Genomic DNA, 19,373 nt, shown 5'->3' on the forward strand with positions numbered 1-19,373 from the left:
CGCATTTCCTACGCCGATGGGAGCAGGAAACCCACGGCAACCTGGCGTCCTTCAGACAAAAGCACGTTAAACGTGCGGCATGCTGCGCCAATCGACATGCATTCAAAGCCGATGCGATTGGCAGCAAGCCACTGTTGCAGGGGCATGGGCGCTAAAACGCCGGTTTCGTCATGTCCTATTAAAAGTATTTCTAGTGGTGTTGAGAGTACGGGTTCAAGCGTTTCGGTACTTAATCCACTCAATGCCTGTACATTCCAGGGATAATGAATGGTGTATGTCCCGATTAACACGCTTTCGGTAAACGACTGTTCAGCAACCTGGATGAGGTTGTCTGAATAGCCGGTAATGGTGTGCGGGTCGCGTGATTCCTGATGAAGATGCATGGTCTTGAAGGTATGAATGCCGTATACTTGCGCGCAAGTGTAGCATAAATTTATTTGAAGCGCGCATGCAGGTTATTGTAAACAGTGAGAGGGCTGAGTGTCCGGCGGGTGCGGTTGCTCTGTATGAGGGAGCCGGTTTTTATCCCAACCGTCTGCGGGCGGCAGGCTATCCGCCAGAAGCCCTTCCGGTTGCGGATTTTCTGCGATTGGAGCACCAGCTCGAAGGCAGCTGGCAGGTGATGTCGCCGATTCGCTGGGAGGCAACACATAACGATGTGTATCTGCGCGCAGAAGGGGAAGGGCTGCTGTTGGACGAATCAGCGCTTCGGGAAGTCTTTGAGCGGCTAAAAAGCCTCAGTGTGCCCGGCCGATGTGATTTTTACTGGCACGATGCTCATACCTGGCTTGTGCGCGCTCGGGGATTTCCCGCTGTGCAGGGCGCACCACCCCGTGCGATTTTAAATCAGTCACTCCTGCCTGGTCTTAAAGCCATGGGCGAGGACATGCAATGGCAGCGACTGCTGACAGAAATTCAAATGCTGCTTGCAGACAGTGCCGTTAATGGCGTCTGGATATGGGGCGGTGGCGCTTTTACGAGCGACTCGCCAGATATCATTGTCTGCGATTGCCTTTCGGTGCTTGAGGCGCATAAAAACACTATTAACGCGCACCGCGGTACAGTAACCTGGTATTGGAATAATCAGGTCTACGCGACCCGCACGCGCCGGTTCTGGGAATTTTGGAGAAAGAAAGGTGAGCATACGGATTAAGCGGCGTGCGCGTCCTGAGGTGGCGCTTGAACTGCCTGGCACGCCTGCGTGGCTCGCGCGCATTTATGCCGCACGCGGTATCCATTCAATCGATGCACTTGATAAAAGCCTGCAGGCCCTGTTGCCCTTTGACACACTGAAAGATATCCAGCGTGCCTGTGTGCGCCTTGAAAAAGCCCTGCGCGAAAAACAGCGTATTCTCGTGATTGGCGATTTTGACGCCGATGGCGCGACTTCGAGCGCGCTTGCGATTAGCGCGCTGCGCCAGATGGGGGCGCATTCCATAGACTTCCTTGTGCCTAATCGTTTTGCCTATGGTTACGGCCTGACTCCGGGGCTTGTTGGTGTGGCGGTTGAATCCAGACCGCAACTGCTCATTACCGTTGATAACGGCATTGCAAGCATTGAGGGTGTTCAGGCAGCAAATGCCCACGGAATAGATGTTCTGGTAACCGATCATCACCTTGCCGGAGAAACCCTGCCCGAGGCCTGCGCCATTGTGAACCCGAATCAGCCGGGTGATTCTTTCCCGAGTAAGTCCATAGCCGGTGTCGGGGTGATTTTTTATGTGATGCTTGCTCTCAGGCGGCATCTTGTGGATACAGGATACTTTGAGGCGAGCGGTATTCGTGCGCCGAACATGGCACAGTTTCTCGATTTTGTGGCACTTGGAACGGTAGCCGATGTGGTGGGGCTTGATAAGAACAACCGCATCCTCGTGGACCAGGGGCTTTCGCGTATTCGCGAGGGTAAATGCCGCCCAGGCATCAAAGCGCTTGCCGAAGTCTCGGGGCGCGCTGTCGAGCGACTGCGAGAGACGGACCTGGGTTTTGCCATTGCCCCAAGGCTTAATGCGGCAGGGCGTCTTGATGACATGTCCCTTGGCATCGAGTGCCTGCTTTGTGAAGATGCAGAGCGTGCGCGCATGCTGGCTGAAGAGCTTGATGCGCTTAATATCGAGCGGCGCGGGATTGAAGCCGAGATGAAAACACAGGCGATGGATGCCCTTGACCGACTGGCGGCACGCCTGAATCAAAACAGTGCGGAGCTTCCTCCGGGGCTTGCTCTGTATGAGCCCACCTGGCATCAGGGGGTGATTGGCATTCTCGCCGGGCGCATTAAAGAGCGTTATCACCGCCCGGTTATTGCGTTTGCAAACGCGGATGGTTCTGAATTGAAGGGGTCTGCGCGCTCCGTTGCCGGCATTAATATTCGTGATTGCCTTGCTGACATTGATAAAGATAATCCAGGGCTTATCAAAAAATTTGGCGGACATGCCATGGCCGCTGGTCTCAGCATCGCACCTGAGGCGTTTGTCACTTTTCGTGAGGCGTTTGTCCTTGAGGTGGCAAAGCATCTCGACGTTTCTGCCTGTGAGGGCGTGGTCTGGACAGATGGTGAACTTGAGCCGTCACTTTTTACGCTCGAAACCGCACAACTGCTCCAACAGACAGGCCCATGGGGGCAACAGTTTCCAGAGCCTGCGTTTGATGGCATTTTCGAAGTCCTTGAGCAGCGGCTGGTTGGGCAGCATCACTTAAAATTCACGCTCGCACATCCGTTAACGGGTGAGGCGCTCGATGCCATTGCCTTTGGAGTGGATACCAGCGTCTGGCCTAATCATCGGGCCACGCACATAGAAGCCGCCTTCAGGCTTGATGTGAATGTGTTTAGAAATCGAGCGCGTTTGCAGCTCATCATCGAAGCCTTTGAGGTAGCACCTGCCGCAGAGGTTGTTAAGCGTTATGGGGTAGCGCATGCCAGTGTCTGATGCGTTACACGCAAAGCTCTCTGTAGCTCCAATGATTGACTGGACAAACGTCCATTTCAGGTATCTGATGCGCCTGCTCTCGCCCTCGGCACTGTTATACACCGAAATGCAGACCGTTGGCGCCATTTTTCACAACCCCGCTCGAGCGCTTGCGCGTCATCCCGATGAGCGTCCTGTAGCGCTGCAACTGGGTGGTTCAGACCCAGAAAAGCTCGCGCGCGCGGCAAAACTTGGAGAGGCCGCGGGATTTGATGAAATTAACTTAAACCTCGGCTGTCCGAGTGATAAGGTACAGGCCGGCCAGTTTGGTGCCTGCCTCATGCGTGATAAGGGGCGCGTATCTGAATGCATTCGCGCGATGGCAGATGCCGTGTCGATTCCTGTCACGGCCAAAACCCGCATTGGCATTGACGAAGATGACAGCTACGCTTTTTTTCAGGATTTTGTCGGCATGCTGGTAGACTCCGGCATTAAAAAGCTCATCGTGCATGCACGAAAGGCCTGGCTTCATGGTTTGAATCCTAAGCAAAACCGCACCATCCCGCCGCTGCATCCCGATTACGCCTGGCGCATTCGCGCAGAAATTGCACCAGTTCCTGTGGTTATTAACGGGAATATCACGACTGTTGACAGTACACGCGAGCACCTTGAGCATGTCGATGGCGTCATGGTTGGTCGTCTTGTCTGCCAGCATCCCTGGGGGCTTGCCCTCCTGCACCAGTCCCTCCATCCCGAATGGCACATGCCGACACGCACAGCGGTGGCCGATGCCTACATTACCTATCTTCTGACGTCCCCCCTCGCTACCGATGTGCCTCGCGGAGTTTTGGTAAAGCCCATTATGAACCTGGCACACGGGCTCCCCGGTGCAAAACGCTGGAAAGAAGCGATTATGGAGCTGCGAGGCGGAGACTTTGCCGAGGGGCTTTATGCTGCACTTCGTGTCATGGAGGTGCTTGAGGGGGCATAAGGCAATTATCAGTCATGGTAATTTCTGGAAATTTCTGGTAGGTTAGCCAGTTTTGATGATGCGTTTCTCAAGAGGATTACCAGGGTCATGCTCAATACCTTGATGAAGAAAGTGTTTGGAAGCCGAAACGAGCGCACCTTGCGGCGCATGCAACGGATGGTAGAAGCCATAAACGCGCTGGAAGCACCGACTAAAGCGCTCAGTGATGCGGCACTGGCGGCTAAAACGTCTGAATTTCGTGAGCGTCTTGCCGGCGGGCAGGCGCTTGATTCGCTATTGCCTGAAGCGTTTGCGGTAGTGCGTGAAGTGTCATCCCGCACACTTGGTCTTCGTCATTTTGATGTACAGATGATTGGCGGCATGGTGCTGCATGAGGGCAACATCGCTGAAATGCGCACCGGTGAGGGGAAAACGCTTGTTTCCACATTACCCGCCTACCTGAACGCTCTGAGCGGAGAGGGCGTGCATGTCGTTACGGTTAACGATTATCTCGCAAAGCGCGACAGCCAGTGGATGAAGCCCATTTATGACTTCCTCGGCCTCACCGTGGGCGTTATTTATCCTGACATGAGCCACACTGAAAAGCAGGCGGCGTATCGCGCGGATATCGTGTACGGTACCAATAACGAATTTGGCTTTGACTACCTGCGCGATAACATGGCCTTTGGCCTTGAAGATAAAGTACAGCGCGTGCTTAATTTCGCGATTGTCGATGAAGTGGATTCCATTCTGATTGACGAGGCGCGTACGCCACTCATTATTTCCGGTGCCGCTGAAGGCAGTTCGGCGCTTTATGTCAAAATCAATGCGCTGATTCCGCTTCTGAAAAAGCAGGAAACAGAAGGGGATGGCGGTCATTATACGCTCGATGAGAAGCAAAAACAGGCACACCTTACCGAAGAAGGTCACCAGCAGATAGAAGCGATGCTTGCTGAAGCGAACCTTCTTACACCAGGTGAGAGCCTGTATCATGCGAGCAACATTCTCCTGATGCACCATGTGAATGCAGCACTCAGAGCGCACACCATGTTCCACCGCGATGTCGATTACATTGTGCGTGATAATCAGGTGGTTATTGTCGATGAGCACACCGGGCGCACCATGTCCGGGCGTCGCTGGTCAGAAGGCCTGCATCAGGCGATGGAAGCGAAAGAAGGACTGCCGGTGCAGCACGAGAACCAGACGCTCGCCTCCATTACCTTCCAGAACTTTTTCAGGCTTTATAACAAGCTCGCAGGCATGACCGGTACGGCCGACACCGAAGCCTATGAATTTCAGCAAATCTATAACCTTGAAGTGGTGGTGATTCCTACCAATAAGCCCATGCAGCGCCGCGATGAGGGGGATTTGGTCTATATGGGGCAGAAGGATAAGTTTGAGGCCATCATTGAAGACGTTCGTGATTGCATCAAGCGAAACCAGCCGGTACTCGTAGGAACAGCTTCCATTGAAGCCTCCGAGTATTTGAGCCATCTGTTAACGGCGGCAAAAATCCGCCACCAGGTGCTCAACGCCAAATTCCACGAAAAAGAAGCGCAGATTGTGGCAGAAGCCGGCCGCCCCGGGGCGGTGACCATCGCCACCAATATGGCGGGTCGAGGAACAGACATCGTGCTTGGCGGCAGTCTTGCAGCAGAACTTACCGCATTGCCTGACGATGCCGATGAGGCCATGCGCGCCAAAGTCCGCGAAGACTGGCAGCGCCGCCACGATGCAGTCGTTGAGGGCGGTGGACTTCGCATCATCGGCTCTGAACGCCACGAGTCGCGCCGCATCGATAATCAGCTTCGCGGACGTGCCGGCCGACAGGGCGACCCCGGAAGCAGCCGATTTTACCTGTCGCTCGAAGATACATTGATGCGCATATTTGCCTCCGAGCGGGTGGCTTCCATCATGCGCCGTTTCGGCATGAAGCCCGGTGAGCCGATTGAGCACCCCATGGTGACGCGTGCCATTGAAAATGCCCAGCGTAAGCTTGAGGGGCATAACTTTGACGTGCGAAAGCAGCTGTTGCAGTACGATAACGTGGCAAACGATCAGCGCCGTGTGATATACGCGCAGCGAAGCGCCATTATGGGCATGAGCGATTTGTCGGAAGTGATTACCGGCATGCGTGATGAGGTGCTTGAAAATGTCGTCTGCAGTTACATGCCGCGCCAGAGCCTTGAAGATCAATGGGATATCCCGGGGCTCATGCAGACCCTTGCGGATGATTTTGCCCTGCGCATACCAGTAAGCGAATGGATTGAGGCCGACCACCATATTCAGACTGAGCAGGTGTTAGAGCGGATACAGGCGCAGTGTGCGGAAGAATACGCGAAAAAAGAAAGCCTTGCCGGGCGTGAGGTGATGGCGCAGTTTGAGAAATCCATTCTCCTGCAGACGCTTGACAGTCAGTGGCGTGAGCATCTTGCCGCGATGGATCACCTGCGCCAGGGCATACACCTTCGCGGATATGCGCAGAAAGATCCGCGCCAGGAATACAAGCGTGAAGCCTTTACGCTCTTTACCAGCATGCTGGATGCGCTGAAGTATGACGTCATTCGACTGCTTTGCAGCGTGCAGATTCAATCGCAGGATAATGCTGATATGGTCGAAGAACAGCGGCGCGCCGAGCGTCTTCAGGGGGTACAATACCGGCATGCGGACAGTCTGGAAAACTCTGAATCTCAGACTGAATCGGGGACTATTCGTAGAAGTGGCAAAAAAGTGGGGCGTAACGACCCATGTCCCTGCGGTTCTGGCAAGAAATTTAAGTCCTGCCACGGAACGCTTGCATGAGGGTTGTGGTTGCTTTAATTTTTAACGCGGCGGGAGAGGTACTGATTGCCCGCCGTCCACTCGAAAAAAGCCACGGTGGGTTGTGGGAGTTTCCGGGCGGCAAGGTGGAAGCGGGAGAGTCTGATGAGGCAGCCTGCGTGCGTGAAATACGGGAAGAGGTGGGGCTTCAGGTCCTTGAGACTGAATTCCTTGGAAGCGTTAATCACCAGTACGGTTCATTTTCTGTTAATCTGCAAGTGTTTCGTGTCACCCGCTTTAAAGGAGTCGCCCAACGCCTTGAAAATCAGCCCGAACTCCTTTGGGTGAGTCCCTCAAAGCTTGATGCCTTTACTTTTCCTGAAGCCAATCATGCCGTTATGCGGTTGTGCCCTGAATTACTGGCTGCAGATATTCTCAAGTAGACAGAAGTGTCACCATCGTCTACTCTCGAGAATGCTGTGTCATTAAATGCTGTTCACAGATGTTGCACAAACCTTCAGGAGAACACATGAAAGGACTTTCTTTGGGATTTATGGTGGCAGTGGCAGGTGTTGCGATGCCATTAACCGGTTTTGCCAGCAGCGATGATTTGCCTGCTATTGCCGGTACGTTTAACTACCAGATTAAGGGTGATTTTAATGGTCCCCTTGGTGCTGGAAAGGTCACTGAAACGGGGGTCTTTCAAGCTGACGGCAAGGGAAGAATAACGGCAAGAGCCATCGCCAATATTTCTACGGCCGATCTTTCAAGTGAGCTCTTTTCCGGTCAGTCAACCTACTCGTGCACCTATCAATCGGCAGGTACGCCAAAAATTTCAGGTTTGATACTGGTAAAATGTACTCGTCAACAAAGTGGTCTTCCTGATCAGAACGTAGATTTTATTCTGACTTCCCCCTCTCTTCTTGGCAAATTGCCAACGATTCAAATTCAAGCGCAGTCTGGAGGTTCGTGGGGCGTCCTTCAGGTAAGTGGTGAAGCGCAGCGAGCCGCTTTAGTGAACAGATGATGCAGGGCGTGTCACGCACGCGCTTAGGTGCGTGACACATGCATTTAAAATGTGAGTTTGCCCTCATTAATAAGCTTCAGGCAGGCATCAACCGCATCAGCGTTAAAAAGCGTGCCTCTGCCGGCAGTTAATACAGCAATGCCTTCTTTAAGCGACTGGGCCGCTCGATAGGGCCTGAGCGAAGTAATGGCTTCTATGGCATCGGCAACCGCGATGATTTGAGCCTCGATAATTATTTGTTCGCCCTTTAATCCACTGGGGTAGCCGCTGCCATCGAGCTTTTCATGGTGCTGCATAATCATTTCTTTTACAGGCCATGGAAAGTCAATGTTCTTGATGATTTCATATCCTACCTGAGGGTGCGTCTTAATGAGCTCATACTCCTGCATGGATAATTTTCCTGGACGGTTCAGTATTTCTGCAGGGATATATATTTTCCCGATATCATGAATGGAAGCTCCTATGCGAATGCCTTCGATTTTGTCCTCAGGCAAGCCCATTTCATGCGCAATTGCAACCGCAATAGTGGCAACTTTGTTCATATGGCCAGAAGTATACGGGTCTCTTTTTTCAACCGTTAAGGTAATGGCTTCAATGGTTCTTAAAAGGACGCTTTCAAGTGCTTTTTGAGATTTTATATACAAGGTGTTATCTATACCGGTAAAATAGATTTGTCCTGAAGCGATTGATGCTGAACTTGTCCAGGAGACATCAAGGTAATCGCCTTCTTTGCTCTTTAACCTCGCAGTAAAATACTTTGGTGTCATTCGCTGAACAAGGTCTTTAATAATATCATCGATGGAAATTACCTTGTTCAAATGAAGAAAATCTGCAATATTTTTATCTTTTAAATCTTCCGCGGAATAACCTGTTAGCGATTGAAAAGTTTCGTTTACATTAATTATGTTTCCTTCTATGTCGCAAATAATGTTAAATGTTTTCGGTAAATTAAAGAAATTTTCAACCTCTTCGGCGGCGAGTTTTTTTTCTGTAATATCAATCAATGCACCGCGGAAGCTGGCCTTCTCTGATGCAGTTCCTATATGATTGATTTCTCCAAATATTTCATACCAGTGCAGTGTTTGGTCTGGCCAGTATTTGCGACATTGAATGCGAAATGAATCGCGTTTCATTGAAGACATAATAGAGTTATATCTTTCGATTATTTTCTTTCTGTCTTCTGGGTAAATAGAGGAAATGAATCCAGTGAATGTCCATTTTTTATCAGGAGCCTCACCAAAAATTTGGTTGAGGTTTTCACTGACTGTGGCCGTGTCATTTTTAATATCATATTCCCAAATACCGACTTTCGCGCTTTCAATGCTCATTTTAAGTAAATTTCTATTAGCGATAAGCTCCTTATCAAGCTCTTTCTTTTCTTTTTGAAGCTTTTCAATTAAATTTCCAAGTAATTTTGCAATATAACTTGAGATTATAAAAATTAAAAAAGTGGATGTTGTCAGGATAATCGCTGAAGGAAATGCGGCATTCATACGCATGTTTTCTTTGATAAAATCGATGCCAAAAGAGGAGGCGATGAATACGGCCATTGAAAAGGGAAGAAAATGCCGCATGATGATGCTTGCGACATTGTCACCCGTAAATGCAGCGAAAAAATAGCTGTAGGTATTCAGGGTAATTATCGCACATGATAGAAACATGAAGCCTATGGCTGTACTGATTGCCACAGGAATGACACGATATTGATAAAGAAATGGAGTGCCGTATAAATAGGATAAAAGGAATGCTGTTGAGCCGATTAATGCGATAAACGCAGAAGTCTCCGAGAGCCGCATCCATATCAGATTGCTTTTAAATAAACTTAACGTGGACAGTAGGACAAAGAGCGAAAAGCCTGTTAACAAAAAAAACACACCGGTTGCCGGAGACATAAATCCAGAATCCAGTGATTTAAAACTGTCAGAATATAGTAACTGTTCAATTTGGAGATTTGTATCGGTGTAATAACTTAAAACAACCGTTAATCCGTGCAGCATTACCAAAAGGAGTATCAGGAGAGATGCGCGTCTTATAACCGGGTTTTCATTGTAATTCATGTTGATAAGAATGACGCACCCAATGAGTATAAATGCAATTGCAGTGCTGGGTGCGATTGCAACATAACTTTCCGAAACTTGAGATAATGCAACGATACCGTACAGGCGTCCCAGAAGACCAAGTAGTCCTAAAAAAATACAACCTAAGGTGCAATACAGACTTAACTTTCGCATGCTTGTCGTATTCCATTTTGTGCATGAGCCATGTATGAGTCGAGATGGAACTTTAAAAATGCGTACTTTCGATGTAAGGGTATACCTCTACAGACACCCGCGTTTAACCGTGTGGTGAAAAATAATGCTTATTATTGAGAATAGCGTTTAATTTATAAAACACAAAGGAGATAAAAGACTCGTGAGTGCGTAAATAAAGCCCGTCTTACAACTGACAAACTGCCAAATCGACAACGGCTGGTATATGCTGCACTTCGCGCAGACTTGAAATGTCTAAAAGACGCAAGGTCAGGCCATGATGCCCCATTTGTATTTTCGGCACCACCTGCGCACCCTTATCCATGCGAACGAGGACAAGGTGGCAGCAGGGGCGCGTTGGCAGCTGACGCTGATAAAACCCTGAATACAGATCAATGCGCGAAAATTGTGCGTTGTCTCGCAGAATTGTCAGATAAATGTAAATCGTGTCGCGCAGCGTCTGCAATTGCCCGTTCCACTGATGAAGGTCATGCTCCCGCCTTGATATATCACCCTCAAGCCAGACGGACAGCTGAGGTTCGTGCGGGGCGTGTTCGGTAATTTGATGAAGATGAGCGTGTTTGACGGATTGTAAAAAGGGCGAATGCAAAATGCCCTCGCCAAAGCGGCCTGAGACATGTCCAAGGAGCAGTATCTGCTGATATAGCCTTTCAGCGTATGTTTTTGGAAGAGCAGGGGTGGCGCGGCCGACCAGATGCTCAATGCGCATCAGTTCTTTGAGAAAACGGCTTTTTAACTCTGGTTTTTCAATGATTTTTAAAATTTCAATCAGATTTTTCAGGGCATAATGATGGATGACTGGATGCTGTTCCACGCAGGCCTGTTCAATGGATTGCAAAAGGTATTCAAGCCGCAGCGCTACTTTTGGCAGATGATGGGTGGCCACTTGAAAAGTGATGGTCTGGTTTTGCATGCACGTCAGCTATCCTTTGCCGTGGCATACAAATATCACAACTTCAATGGTCTGTCATGCGTTATCAGGCGATTGACCGCAATTTTTTGCCATATCGAGATATCGATGATGAAGAGTCAGCACCTTCTCGCGCAGTGCTTCAAGGGTTGTATCGTTCTCAAGAACATCATCAGCAAGCAAGCGCCGTTGCGCCTCATCGGGCTGGGATGCAAGAATGGCACGTGTCTCATCATGGGATTGCCGTCTCTGAACGTTAAGGCGTTCCATCTGCTGCTGAACACCAGCCACCACCAGCAAGACCCGCGATATCCATGGATAAGGTGCTTTATCATAGAGGAGAGGAATTTCTACGATGCAGTAAGGTGACGGTGCATTGCGCGCATCCTCTTCGAGCATACGGCGAATGGCCGGGTGCAGAAGGTGCTCGAGCCATTGACGTTCTTTTGCATCTGCAAACACACGCGCACGCAGCGTTTCACGGTTTAGAGAGCCGTCTTCCCGCAATACCGATGCGCCAAAATGCTCGGTGATTGCCCGAAGCTCAGGAGTCCTCGGCAAAGTCAGGGCCCGCGCCGCCTGGTCAGCATCAGACACCGAGATGCCAAGTTGTGCGAACATGGAGGCAACGGTCGACTTGCCACTGCCAATGTTCCCGGTAAGACCCACACAAAAAAGAGACATGATTATCAGTCTGTCGCCATGAGGCTTGAACACATCAAGAGATTAACATAGCAGGTTTCAGGCATGACGCTTTGTTCCTGACACCAGGATTTTGCGCCAAAAATAGCTTCATCACGGTTCGTGTAAATGCTGCCCTGCCAGCGGTTGGGAAGGTTGTCAATAGCAACGCATTGCCACATGGGACGGCTTAAAATACCATCAACATAGGCTTCACAATACTCTTTCGCCGTCTTGCAGCTTTCAGGCTTTTTACTCTGTTTTTTGCAATTATCATACGCCTGGTTAATGGCCGCGCGCTGATAGGTGCTTTTCGCAAGCCACTGTTTGTTTTCGTTATCATAGGACGTGCACTGCCAATAGCTGGCGCTGTCGGCGTGCGTCAGTGTCGCAAACCAGAGGGGCATCAGCAGCAGAGTCAAAGACCGTTTACGCATGGCGATTTTCCTCAAGAAGGTGGTTCAGGGCTTTGGCATGCAGCGGCTTTGAGTACAGCCAACCCTGCATGCAGGTAATTCCCAACGATTTCAGATAATTACATTGTGCGTGTGTTTCTACCCCTTCGGCAACTATTTCGAGCTGTAATTTTCGCGCCATGTCCACAATAGGTACAATCAGCGTTTCTGTTAACGCCCCCGTGCCAATGGCCTGGATAAAAGACTGATCAATCTTAAGATAATTAAACGGAAAGTGCTGCAAATAACGGATGCTGGCATGTCCTGTTCCAAAATCATCCACAGCCAGTTGAAATCCTTTTGCCCGCAGATTTTCCATGCTCTTGCGAAGTTCACCATTGCTGGTATCGAATAATTCGCGCTCAGTGATTTCAAACATAAGCTGTTCGGGGCGAACGTGGTGACGTTTACAGAGGGTTTCGAGCGTGTCAAAAAAGTGCCTGTCGGCAAAATGTCCCGCTGAAAGATTAATGGCGAGATAAAAGGGGGCATTCGCTTCGAAAAGCGATTTGCAATCTGCAAGTGCGGTTTCCATGAGCTGCAGGGTCATGGGAACAATCAGGCCGCTGCGCTCAGCTTCAGGTATAAATACATTTGGCAGACTTACGCCCTCGGGTGCGTCCTGCCAGCGCGCCAGCATTTCAGCACCGCAAAAGGCGTTGTTTTTAAGATCAAAGGTTGGCAGGTAAACAGGATAAAACGCATGGTTACGAATGCCATTCTGTATTAGCCCCTCCAGTGAAAACCGTCGTTTAAGCATATTGCGCACGGCTTGATACAACAGGGCAGACAGCAGGAGTGTTGCAAGCACCAGAAGGGAGGAGGAAAATATCAGCTGGCGATTGAAATTTTCAGGATTTTTGGAAACATAGAGCAACACCTTTTCAACCGACTGAAGGCGAGTGGCTTCGGGCGTGGTCGACTGGGTAGGGCGACTGGCAATTTGTCTGAGGGCTTCATTTTCGGCAAGCGCCTCAGGACCTGTCAGGGGGTTTTTATCGCTGACCCGCAAAAGCGTAGTATGGCGTCCCTCGTCATAGAGCAGGGTCGCCAGTGTATCCGGCGTGTCCGGCGTGAGCGCGCGCTCCAGCAGCAACTGGAGGACAAAAATAGTGATGTAATAGTTACCCTGTCGGCTCTGCAGCATGAAAGCCGGTTTGTCGTTGGCATCAAGGGTAACAGGGCCATGCAGCCGTGTCGTTTCAGAGTGTCCCACGCGACCGGCTGTGGCTTTGGATATTGTGGCGCACAGTACCTGGCCGTCCAGACCGCTCACCACCACACCGGAAATGTTTGGATTGTTAAACTCAATTGAGCTTAGGGCCGGGAGCAGTGCCTCATGGCACTCCTCTGGATGGAGTGCTTCAAGTGGCAGACGCAGAATAGGGATGAGTATTCGCGAGAAAAGGCTGTCAATCTGTTCACGGGCATGCTCGGTTTCACGCGCCAGAACCTGCGTAAGCTGCAGTTCCGTTTGCCTCCAGTTAAAATACAGTGCTGCCGTGATAATGGCGAGAGTGACCATGAGCCATACAAGGTTCAGGAGCCAGAATGATTTTTTGCTGTTTTGGAAACTTGTATTGGTCAATTAGCAGTTCCTGAGCTCAGATTGTCCAGTCGCGTTTTTTGCACGCATGTAGTGAGTGTAGGGTGATTTCTGCAAGTTTTTCAACCGTGCTGCTGTCCATGGTAAGCGGTGGCAGCCAGTAAAGGGTGTTTCCTATGGGGCGCAGGAGCGCGCCACGTCTCTGCGCTTCATGGGCAAGCGTGAAGCCTGCGCGGGCATGAGCGGGGGCTTTTATGTCTGCTGCAACCATGGCCCCTAGTGAGCGCACATTTTCCAGTGCGTCAGAATCATTTGCAACGGTTAAAAAATGTTCGCGAAGCGTATGGCCGAGTGAGGCTGCCCGCGCGAGGATGCCCTCGCTCTCGAATGTTTCGAGTGTCGCCAGTGCCGCTGCAACGGCCAGCGCGTTTGCGCTGTGCGTGTGGGAGTGTAAAAATGCCTTGCCACTCGCGGCATCAGCATAAAATTCCTGATAAATTCCTGTATTCACCAGCGTGCAGCTAAGTGGCAGGGCTCCAGCTGTTAATCCTTTGGAAAGGCAGACCATATCCGCGCGAATGCCAGCATGCTCACACGCAAGCCAGGTGCCGGTACGCCCAATGCCAGTCATGATTTCATCAGCGATAAGAAGAATACCGTGCTCGCGGGCAAACATGCTCAGTCGCCTTAAAAAATCGGCGCTGTAGCAGCGCATGCCGATTGCCCCCTGAATTAATGGCTCCACGATAATGGCGGCAAGCGTGTCTTTTGCGGCGAGTAACTGTGATTCAATATACGGCCATACGTGTTCACAATCCTTCCAGAGCGGGTCATCCGTGCCGCTGACAAAGGGAAGCGGGCTTAAAAAGTCGCACGCAAAGCCTGGCTGATGTTCGCCAATGCGAAAAGCTTCAGCCCTGCTGACGCTCAAGGCTCCAAGGGTTTCACCATGATAGGCGCCAGAGAGCGCCATAAAACGCGTACGCTGATGCTCGCCGCGGTGGCGCTGATACATGAGGGCGAGCTTTAGGGAAATTTCAACAGCACTTGAGCCATCGCTTGCGAACAATACGTGCTGAAGACCAGAGAGAGCCGCAAGCTTTTCCCCGAGACGCGCAAGGTTTTCATGGGTGGTGTTGGCGGCAATGACGTGCTCAAAACGTTCGAGTTGCGCACGAATGGCCGCAAGAATGGCGGGGTGTCCATGGCCCAGGGATTTGCACCACCAGCTTGAGATGCTATCAATCAGCGCACCATCCGGGGTATACAGCAGGCTTCCTGATGCCCGTTCAATCACCAGTGGCGCTACCCGCTCAAAATCTTTCATCTGGGCGCAGGGGTGCCAGATATGACGCAGGTCGCGCGTAATTAAATCGGAGCTGTTAACCATGGTGATTTTTTTAAGTTGACAATACGAATGCCGACTTTATCATGTGAGGTACTGATAACAAAAGGGGAAAAGTGTGTCCGGTTCAAACGGTAAATGGTCGACAGATGCCATTCTGGCAATTTACAGCAAACCACTCAATGACCTGCTCTTTGAGGCACATACCGTGCACCGCGCGCATCATGCGCCCAATCGCATGCACATGGCAACACTGCTCAGCATTAAAACCGGCGCCTGCCCTGAGGATTGCGGCTACTGCTCGCAAAGCGGGCACCACAACACCGGTCTGCAGAAAGAGCCGCTTATGGACGTTGAAGCCGTGCTGGAACGTGCCCGCGAGGCCAAAGCCGGTGGTGCGAGCCGTTTCTGCATGGGAGCCGCCTGGCGAAACCCGCCGGATAAAGCGATGCCGGCACTGATTGAAATGATAAAGGGCGTACGTGCGCTGGGTCTTGAAACCTGCATGACCCTTGGCATGCTGGATGCGGATAAGGCAAAAATGCTGGCGGACGCCGGTCTTGGATATTACAACCATAATATTGACACTTCCCCATCTTATTACGAGAAAGTCGTTACCACCCGCTGTTTTTCTGACCGACTGGATACGCTCGAAAATGTTCGCCAGGCAGGCATTAACGTGTGCTCAGGCGGCATTGTCGGTCTTGGCGAAACGCGTGACGACCGTGTTGAATTTCTCCAGACACTCGCCAACCTGCCAACGCCGCCTGAAAGTGTGCCGATTAACCAGTTGATTCCGGTGGAGGGAACGCCGCTGGCGCGCGCCGAGCCGGTAGATGGCATTGAGCTTGTGCGTACAATTGCAACGGCGCGAATCCTGATGCCCAAAAGTGTTGTGCGTCTGACAGCTGGTCGTCACGCGATGAGTGACGAGCTGCAGGCGATGTGCTTTTTTGCTGGCGCCAATTCAGTGTTTCTTGGTGAGAAACTGCTCACAGAAGAAAACTCAGGTCCCAGTCGCGATGCAAGTCTCTTTGAAAAGCTTGGTATCACCGCAATGGAACTGGAACCTGCATGTTGAGCGATTTGCTGTCGGTTCGCGCCCAGAGTTTACGCGAGCGCGGCCTCTGGCGGGAGCGCACGCTCGTGGATGGCGTGCCCATATCCCGCCATTTTGCCAGTAACGACTATCTTGGACTGTCGGCCGATGCGCGTGTTCGCAAGGCGTTTGCCGATGCATTCGCGCGCCTTTCGCCCTGCAGCGCCGGCTCGCTTGTGGTCAGCGGTTATCATCCAGAGCATAAGGCATTGGAGGCGGCCTTTTCTGAAGCGCTCAATGTGGAAGATTGTCTGGTGTTTGGCGCGGGTTATACCGCCAATCTCGCTTTAGGCCGTTTTTTAGGCCGTAATGGCATTACGCTCGTAATGGATAAAGCCATACATGCGTCTGTGTATGATGGGGTATCTGCAGCAGAAGGCCGCTTTCTGCGTTTTCGTCATGTGGATGCGGATGACATGCAGGCAAAGGTTGCAAGAGCCGGGGAAAACACGGCGGTAATGACGGAGAGCGTTTTCAGCATGAGTGGTAAGACAGCACCGCTCGCGCTGTATGCCGAACGTCTTCGCGGCACGGGTGTACCACTGGTGGTTGATGAGGCGCACGCCTTTGGGGTGTTGGGGCCTGAAGGACTTGGTGGTGTGGCGGCTGCCGGAGTGGAGGCTCATGTTGCGCTTCGTGTGATTCCATTTGGCAAGGCGTTTGCGGCTCAGGGGGCTGTGGTGGCAGGGGAGGCGCTTTATGTGCAGTCGCTCCTTCAAGAGGCGCGCTCCTGCATCTACTCAACGGCAATGAGTCCGGCCCTGGCTCAGGGGCTTTGTGATGTGCTGCCAATTGTGCGCGCCGCAGACGAATTGCGTGCGCGTCTTGATGAAATCATACACTATTTTCGCGCCTGCACACGCGCCTCCCCGCTTTCATGGGCAGACTCAACAACCGCGATTCAGCAGCTGCGCCTTGGCTGTCCGCACCGCGCACTGAAGCTTGCAGGCTTTCTTCGCGAGAAGGGATTTTTCTGCATGGCCATGCGCGAGCCGACGGTCACACGCGTGCAAACGGGGCTTAGGGTATTGCTGAACAGTCAGCATACGCCAGAGGCAATTGATGATTTTCTAAAACACATACACGTTTTTCATGACACTTGCGATTCATAAAACCGGGAACGGCTATCCGCTGGTTCTCTTTCATGGCTGGGCGTTTGACAGCCGCGTCTGGACACCGCTTCTGCCGCGTCTTACCGAGCGTTTTACGCTCTATCTTGTGGACTTGCCAGGGTTTGGGCAATCCTCTCTGATGTCGTGGGAGGCTTTTTGCGAGGCACTTATTCATCAGTTGCCGGCATCCTTTGCGCTCGGCGGGTGGTCGATGGGAGGACTTTACGCACTTCGTTTTGCACACGCATTTGCAGAAAGGGTATCGCATCTCCTGGGAATTGCCACATCTCCCTTTTTTATGAAAGAAGACGATTGGCCGGGCATTGAGCCAGTTGTCATTGAAGGATTTTTGCAAAAGCTTGAGCACGCGCCTTCGCAGGTATTACATGATTTTGTAAGCCTGCAGGCACGTGGTCGCGTGATGCCTGAACTGCCAGCTGATAATTGTCCGAAAGCCCTGCGAGAAGGGCTGCATATACTCGCCTCGTGGGATTATCGGGAGGCGCTTTCAGACCTCGCTCTGCCAACGTCCTACCTTTTTGGACGGCTTGATGCGATTACCCCGGTCGAGGTACTGGAGGCCATGCGTGCGCGCTACCCAGGAATAGGCTTCACGCTCTTTCCAAGAGCCGGCCATATGCCATTTCTATCGCATGCAGAAGAATTTGTAGCGCACGTGGAGGATTTTTTACGATGAAACGGTATTTTATTACGGGAACTGACACCAATTGCGGTAAGACGCACGCCGCTTGTACGCTGCTCGCTTACTGGAACGAGCAGGGTGTGCGTGCCATCGGGTTTAAGCCTGTTGCCAGTGGATGCCGGGTGGAAGGGGGGCAATGCATCAGTGACGATGCTGAAGCACTTGCACAATTCGGCATGCATGCATCAGCGCGCGTATTTCGCTTTGAACCGCCAGTTTCACCGCACATTGCGGCAGAACGTGCGGGTGTGTCCCTTCGTGCTGTAGATGTGGCCACCTCCTGCAATGAAGCAGCGCCGCCTGATACCGAAGTGCTGCTGGTTGAGGGCGCCGGCGGCCTGATGGTGCCGCTTAATGCGCAGGAAACCTGGCTGCATTTTCTGAAAATCACTAAAATGCCGGTTATTCTCGTTATTGGGATGCGTCTTGGCTGCCTGAATCACGCGCTGTTGACGGCGCGCGTTCTTCAGGAGGAGCATATTGACTGTGCTGGCTGGATTGCCAACTGGATAGACAAAGACATGCTCGAACCTCAGGAAAATTATAAAACCCTGCTGGAAATGATGCCTTTCCCATTGCTTGGAGAAATTGCTTTTAATGGGAAGCTGTCAGCCGCGCCTCAGGGTAAAATCATACTTTGAGCTGTAAATACTCACTTCGGTATTTGCTTGTGTCCTCCCCGCGCAGGCGCTGAGGAATTCCGACAAATTTTTGTACAACGAGCATGCGGGTTCCGAACCATGCATTAGCTCCGTGCCACACCCCGAATGGGTCCCCGCCTGCGCGGGGAAGACAATGTGGGAGAGATTTTGGCCTCCGCACACACCCCGAATCCTGTCATTCCCGCGCAGGCGGGAACCCATCCCTGTATTGGCACTGTGCTTTTTCAGGGATAGTTCCCTGCCTCCCGCGCCGGGTGATCCCGATTCTTTTTTTGCGAAAAATAACGCGATCACGGATTTGTATGCACTTCAAGTTCTCAGAAACTCATCAAAGCCTTGTCTGCGCTGGTTGAAACTGGCCCGCTGTACAAAAATATGTCGGGATTCCTCAGCGCGCAGGCGGGGAACTATTTACGGAGTTAAATCCTTACTGTGTTTGATTAGGGTTCATATAAGACCCTAATGAAGCCCCGTCTGTGCGGTGCTGAAACCGGCAAGGCAAGTGGTTTATCTGCTTCAAATACAAAAATAGTGTAATCCTGCTCTGAGCCGCGCCAGGAACGATTGTGGCAAGCCTCTGATTTATGTTATGATATGCAGTTGTTCAAAGCGTTCATTGTCTTGTTCGGAGTAGTGAGATGCCCATTTACGAATATCAGTGCAGCGGGTGTAACCACCATTTTGACTTGATGCAAAAGATGAGTGATAAACCCGTGACACAGTGTCCAAAATGTTTTGAGCAAACGGCAGTACGTCTGGTTTCAGCGCCTTCTTTCCAACTGAAGGGTACTGGCTGGTATGCAACCGATTATAAAAAACCCGCTTCTGATACCAGCGGCAGTTCAGGCAGTGACTCCGGCGGTAAAAAAGACGCATAATCGCGTCTTTTTTATTCGCAAGATTTTTTTCGAGAATTTTCTGTGGTTGACA

At 51.4% G+C, this 19,373-nt stretch carries 18 protein-coding genes; 11 read left to right on the forward strand and 7 right to left on the reverse strand.

The annotated features are described in order from the left end of the window. Positions 1–8: 8 nt before the first annotated feature. Positions 9–383 carry an Mth938-like domain-containing protein gene (locus E4T54_RS00080; protein WP_028387152.1) on the reverse strand — a complete coding sequence of 125 codons (375 nt, stop codon included), beginning with the start codon at positions 381–383 and terminating at the stop codon, positions 9–11. Between the two features lie 65 nt (positions 384–448). Between E4T54_RS00080 and E4T54_RS00085 the strand changes: the two genes are divergently transcribed. The 6 genes from E4T54_RS00085 to E4T54_RS00110 all read left to right on the forward strand — a co-directional run bounded on the left by E4T54_RS00085 (position 449) and on the right by E4T54_RS00110 (position 7,660). Beyond that, positions 449–1,153, forward strand: coding sequence for a hypothetical protein (locus tag E4T54_RS00085; RefSeq protein ID WP_028387153.1), 705 nt, complete (start codon positions 449–451; stop codon positions 1,151–1,153). Continuing rightward, on the forward strand, positions 1,143–2,924 hold the full coding sequence (gene recJ, locus E4T54_RS00090; RefSeq protein WP_051551042.1) for a single-stranded-DNA-specific exonuclease RecJ: 1,782 nt from the start codon (positions 1,143–1,145) through the stop codon (positions 2,922–2,924). Before E4T54_RS00085 ends, recJ begins: the two co-directional genes overlap by 11 nt. Next, complete coding sequence (gene dusA, locus E4T54_RS00095) at positions 2,911–3,894, forward strand: tRNA dihydrouridine(20/20a) synthase DusA (protein WP_035903629.1); 984 nt, start codon at positions 2,911–2,913, stop codon at positions 3,892–3,894. Before recJ ends, dusA begins: the two co-directional genes overlap by 14 nt. Positions 3,895–3,981: 87 nt before the next feature. After that, positions 3,982–6,675, forward strand: coding sequence for a preprotein translocase subunit SecA (secA, locus tag E4T54_RS00100; protein WP_028387154.1), 2,694 nt, complete (start codon positions 3,982–3,984; stop codon positions 6,673–6,675). Next, positions 6,672–7,076: a (deoxy)nucleoside triphosphate pyrophosphohydrolase gene (locus E4T54_RS00105; RefSeq protein ID WP_028387155.1), complete on the forward strand. Its 405-nt coding sequence runs from the start codon at positions 6,672–6,674 to the stop codon at positions 7,074–7,076. Before secA ends, E4T54_RS00105 begins: the two co-directional genes overlap by 4 nt. A gap of 86 nt (positions 7,077–7,162) precedes the next feature. Then, entirely contained in the window at positions 7,163–7,660 is a 498-nt protein-coding gene (locus tag E4T54_RS00110) for a hypothetical protein (RefSeq protein WP_028387156.1), read from the forward strand. Between the two features lie 44 nt (positions 7,661–7,704). Here E4T54_RS00110 and E4T54_RS12055 read toward each other — a convergent pair whose 3' ends face one another. The 6 genes from E4T54_RS12055 to bioA form a co-directional block, all read right to left on the reverse strand. Further along, on the reverse strand, positions 7,705–9,891 hold the full coding sequence (locus E4T54_RS12055; protein WP_051551027.1) for an HD domain-containing phosphohydrolase: 2,187 nt from the start codon (positions 9,889–9,891) through the stop codon (positions 7,705–7,707). A 205-nt stretch (positions 9,892–10,096) separates the two neighbouring features. Then, a complete protein-coding gene (gene zapD, locus E4T54_RS00120) occupies positions 10,097–10,843 on the reverse strand; it encodes a cell division protein ZapD (RefSeq protein ID WP_028387157.1) in 747 nt (248 codons plus the stop codon). A 54-nt stretch (positions 10,844–10,897) separates the two neighbouring features. Beyond that, entirely contained in the window at positions 10,898–11,524 is a 627-nt protein-coding gene (gene coaE / locus E4T54_RS00125; protein WP_035903631.1) for a dephospho-CoA kinase, read from the reverse strand. Positions 11,525–11,529: 5 nt separating this feature from the next. Further along, positions 11,530–11,958: a hypothetical protein gene (locus E4T54_RS00130; protein WP_035903633.1), complete on the reverse strand. Its 429-nt coding sequence runs from the start codon at positions 11,956–11,958 to the stop codon at positions 11,530–11,532. Then, complete coding sequence (locus tag E4T54_RS00135) at positions 11,951–13,564, reverse strand: EAL domain-containing protein (RefSeq protein WP_028387160.1); 1,614 nt, start codon at positions 13,562–13,564, stop codon at positions 11,951–11,953. The genes E4T54_RS00130 and E4T54_RS00135 overlap by 8 nt, the downstream gene beginning before the upstream one ends. 16 nt (positions 13,565–13,580) lie before the next feature. Further along, positions 13,581–14,912, reverse strand: a complete 1,332-nt coding sequence (gene bioA, locus E4T54_RS00140; RefSeq protein ID WP_028387161.1) for an adenosylmethionine--8-amino-7-oxononanoate transaminase — start codon at positions 14,910–14,912, stop codon at positions 13,581–13,583. A 73-nt stretch (positions 14,913–14,985) separates the two neighbouring features. On the opposite strand from bioA, the gene bioB reads away from it, so the two are divergent. The 5 genes from bioB (at position 14,986) to E4T54_RS00165 (ending at position 19,321) form a co-directional block, all read left to right on the forward strand. Beyond that, positions 14,986–15,948 (forward strand): biotin synthase BioB, encoded by a 963-nt coding sequence (gene bioB / locus E4T54_RS00145; RefSeq protein WP_028387162.1) that lies wholly within the window; start codon positions 14,986–14,988, stop codon positions 15,946–15,948. Next, the gene (locus E4T54_RS00150) at positions 15,942–17,078 is read left to right on the forward strand and encodes an aminotransferase class I/II-fold pyridoxal phosphate-dependent enzyme (RefSeq protein WP_035903636.1); all 1,137 of its coding nucleotides are present in this window, start codon (positions 15,942–15,944) and stop codon (positions 17,076–17,078) included. Before bioB ends, E4T54_RS00150 begins: the two co-directional genes overlap by 7 nt. Beyond that, positions 17,059–17,775 carry an alpha/beta fold hydrolase gene (locus E4T54_RS00155; RefSeq protein ID WP_028387164.1) on the forward strand — a complete coding sequence of 239 codons (717 nt, stop codon included), beginning with the start codon at positions 17,059–17,061 and terminating at the stop codon, positions 17,773–17,775. The genes E4T54_RS00150 and E4T54_RS00155 overlap by 20 nt, the downstream gene beginning before the upstream one ends. Beyond that, a complete protein-coding gene (bioD, locus tag E4T54_RS00160; protein ID WP_028387165.1) occupies positions 17,772–18,422 on the forward strand; it encodes a dethiobiotin synthase in 651 nt (216 codons plus the stop codon). The genes E4T54_RS00155 and bioD overlap by 4 nt, the downstream gene beginning before the upstream one ends. 659 nt (positions 18,423–19,081) lie before the next feature. Beyond that, complete coding sequence (locus tag E4T54_RS00165; RefSeq protein ID WP_028387166.1) at positions 19,082–19,321, forward strand: FmdB family zinc ribbon protein; 240 nt, start codon at positions 19,082–19,084, stop codon at positions 19,319–19,321. The last annotated feature ends 52 nt before the right edge of the window (positions 19,322–19,373 follow it).

The organism is Legionella geestiana (genome assembly GCF_004571195.1).
Lineage (GTDB): Bacteria > Pseudomonadota > Gammaproteobacteria > Legionellales > Legionellaceae > Legionella_B > Legionella_B geestiana.

What these genes read in the sequence shown, in the direction of transcription:
- E4T54_RS00130 (WP_035903633.1), bottom strand. Translation starts at nt 11,958, where the DNA reads ATGCGTAAACGGTCTTTGACTCTGCTGCTGATGCCCCTCTGGTTTGCG.
- E4T54_RS00110 (WP_028387156.1), top strand. Translation starts at nt 7,163, where the DNA reads ATGAAAGGACTTTCTTTGGGATTTATGGTGGCAGTGGCAGGTGTTGCG.
- bioD (WP_028387165.1), top strand. Translation starts at nt 17,772, where the DNA reads ATGAAACGGTATTTTATTACGGGAACTGACACCAATTGCGGTAAGACG.
- E4T54_RS12055 (WP_051551027.1), bottom strand. Translation starts at nt 9,891, where the DNA reads ATGCGAAAGTTAAGTCTGTATTGCACCTTAGGTTGTATTTTTTTAGGA.
- E4T54_RS00155 (WP_028387164.1), top strand. Translation starts at nt 17,059, where the DNA reads ATGACACTTGCGATTCATAAAACCGGGAACGGCTATCCGCTGGTTCTC.
- E4T54_RS00150 (WP_035903636.1), top strand. Translation starts at nt 15,942, where the DNA reads ATGTTGAGCGATTTGCTGTCGGTTCGCGCCCAGAGTTTACGCGAGCGC.
- coaE (WP_035903631.1), bottom strand. Translation starts at nt 11,524, where the DNA reads ATGTCTCTTTTTTGTGTGGGTCTTACCGGGAACATTGGCAGTGGCAAG.
- dusA (WP_035903629.1), top strand. Translation starts at nt 2,911, where the DNA reads ATGCCAGTGTCTGATGCGTTACACGCAAAGCTCTCTGTAGCTCCAATG.
- E4T54_RS00105 (WP_028387155.1), top strand. Translation starts at nt 6,672, where the DNA reads ATGAGGGTTGTGGTTGCTTTAATTTTTAACGCGGCGGGAGAGGTACTG.
- bioA (WP_028387161.1), bottom strand. Translation starts at nt 14,912, where the DNA reads ATGGTTAACAGCTCCGATTTAATTACGCGCGACCTGCGTCATATCTGG.
- E4T54_RS00085 (WP_028387153.1), top strand. Translation starts at nt 449, where the DNA reads ATGCAGGTTATTGTAAACAGTGAGAGGGCTGAGTGTCCGGCGGGTGCG.
- E4T54_RS00165 (WP_028387166.1), top strand. Translation starts at nt 19,082, where the DNA reads ATGCCCATTTACGAATATCAGTGCAGCGGGTGTAACCACCATTTTGAC.
- zapD (WP_028387157.1), bottom strand. Translation starts at nt 10,843, where the DNA reads ATGCAAAACCAGACCATCACTTTTCAAGTGGCCACCCATCATCTGCCA.
- E4T54_RS00080 (WP_028387152.1), bottom strand. Translation starts at nt 383, where the DNA reads ATGCATCTTCATCAGGAATCACGCGACCCGCACACCATTACCGGCTAT.
- secA (WP_028387154.1), top strand. Translation starts at nt 3,982, where the DNA reads ATGCTCAATACCTTGATGAAGAAAGTGTTTGGAAGCCGAAACGAGCGC.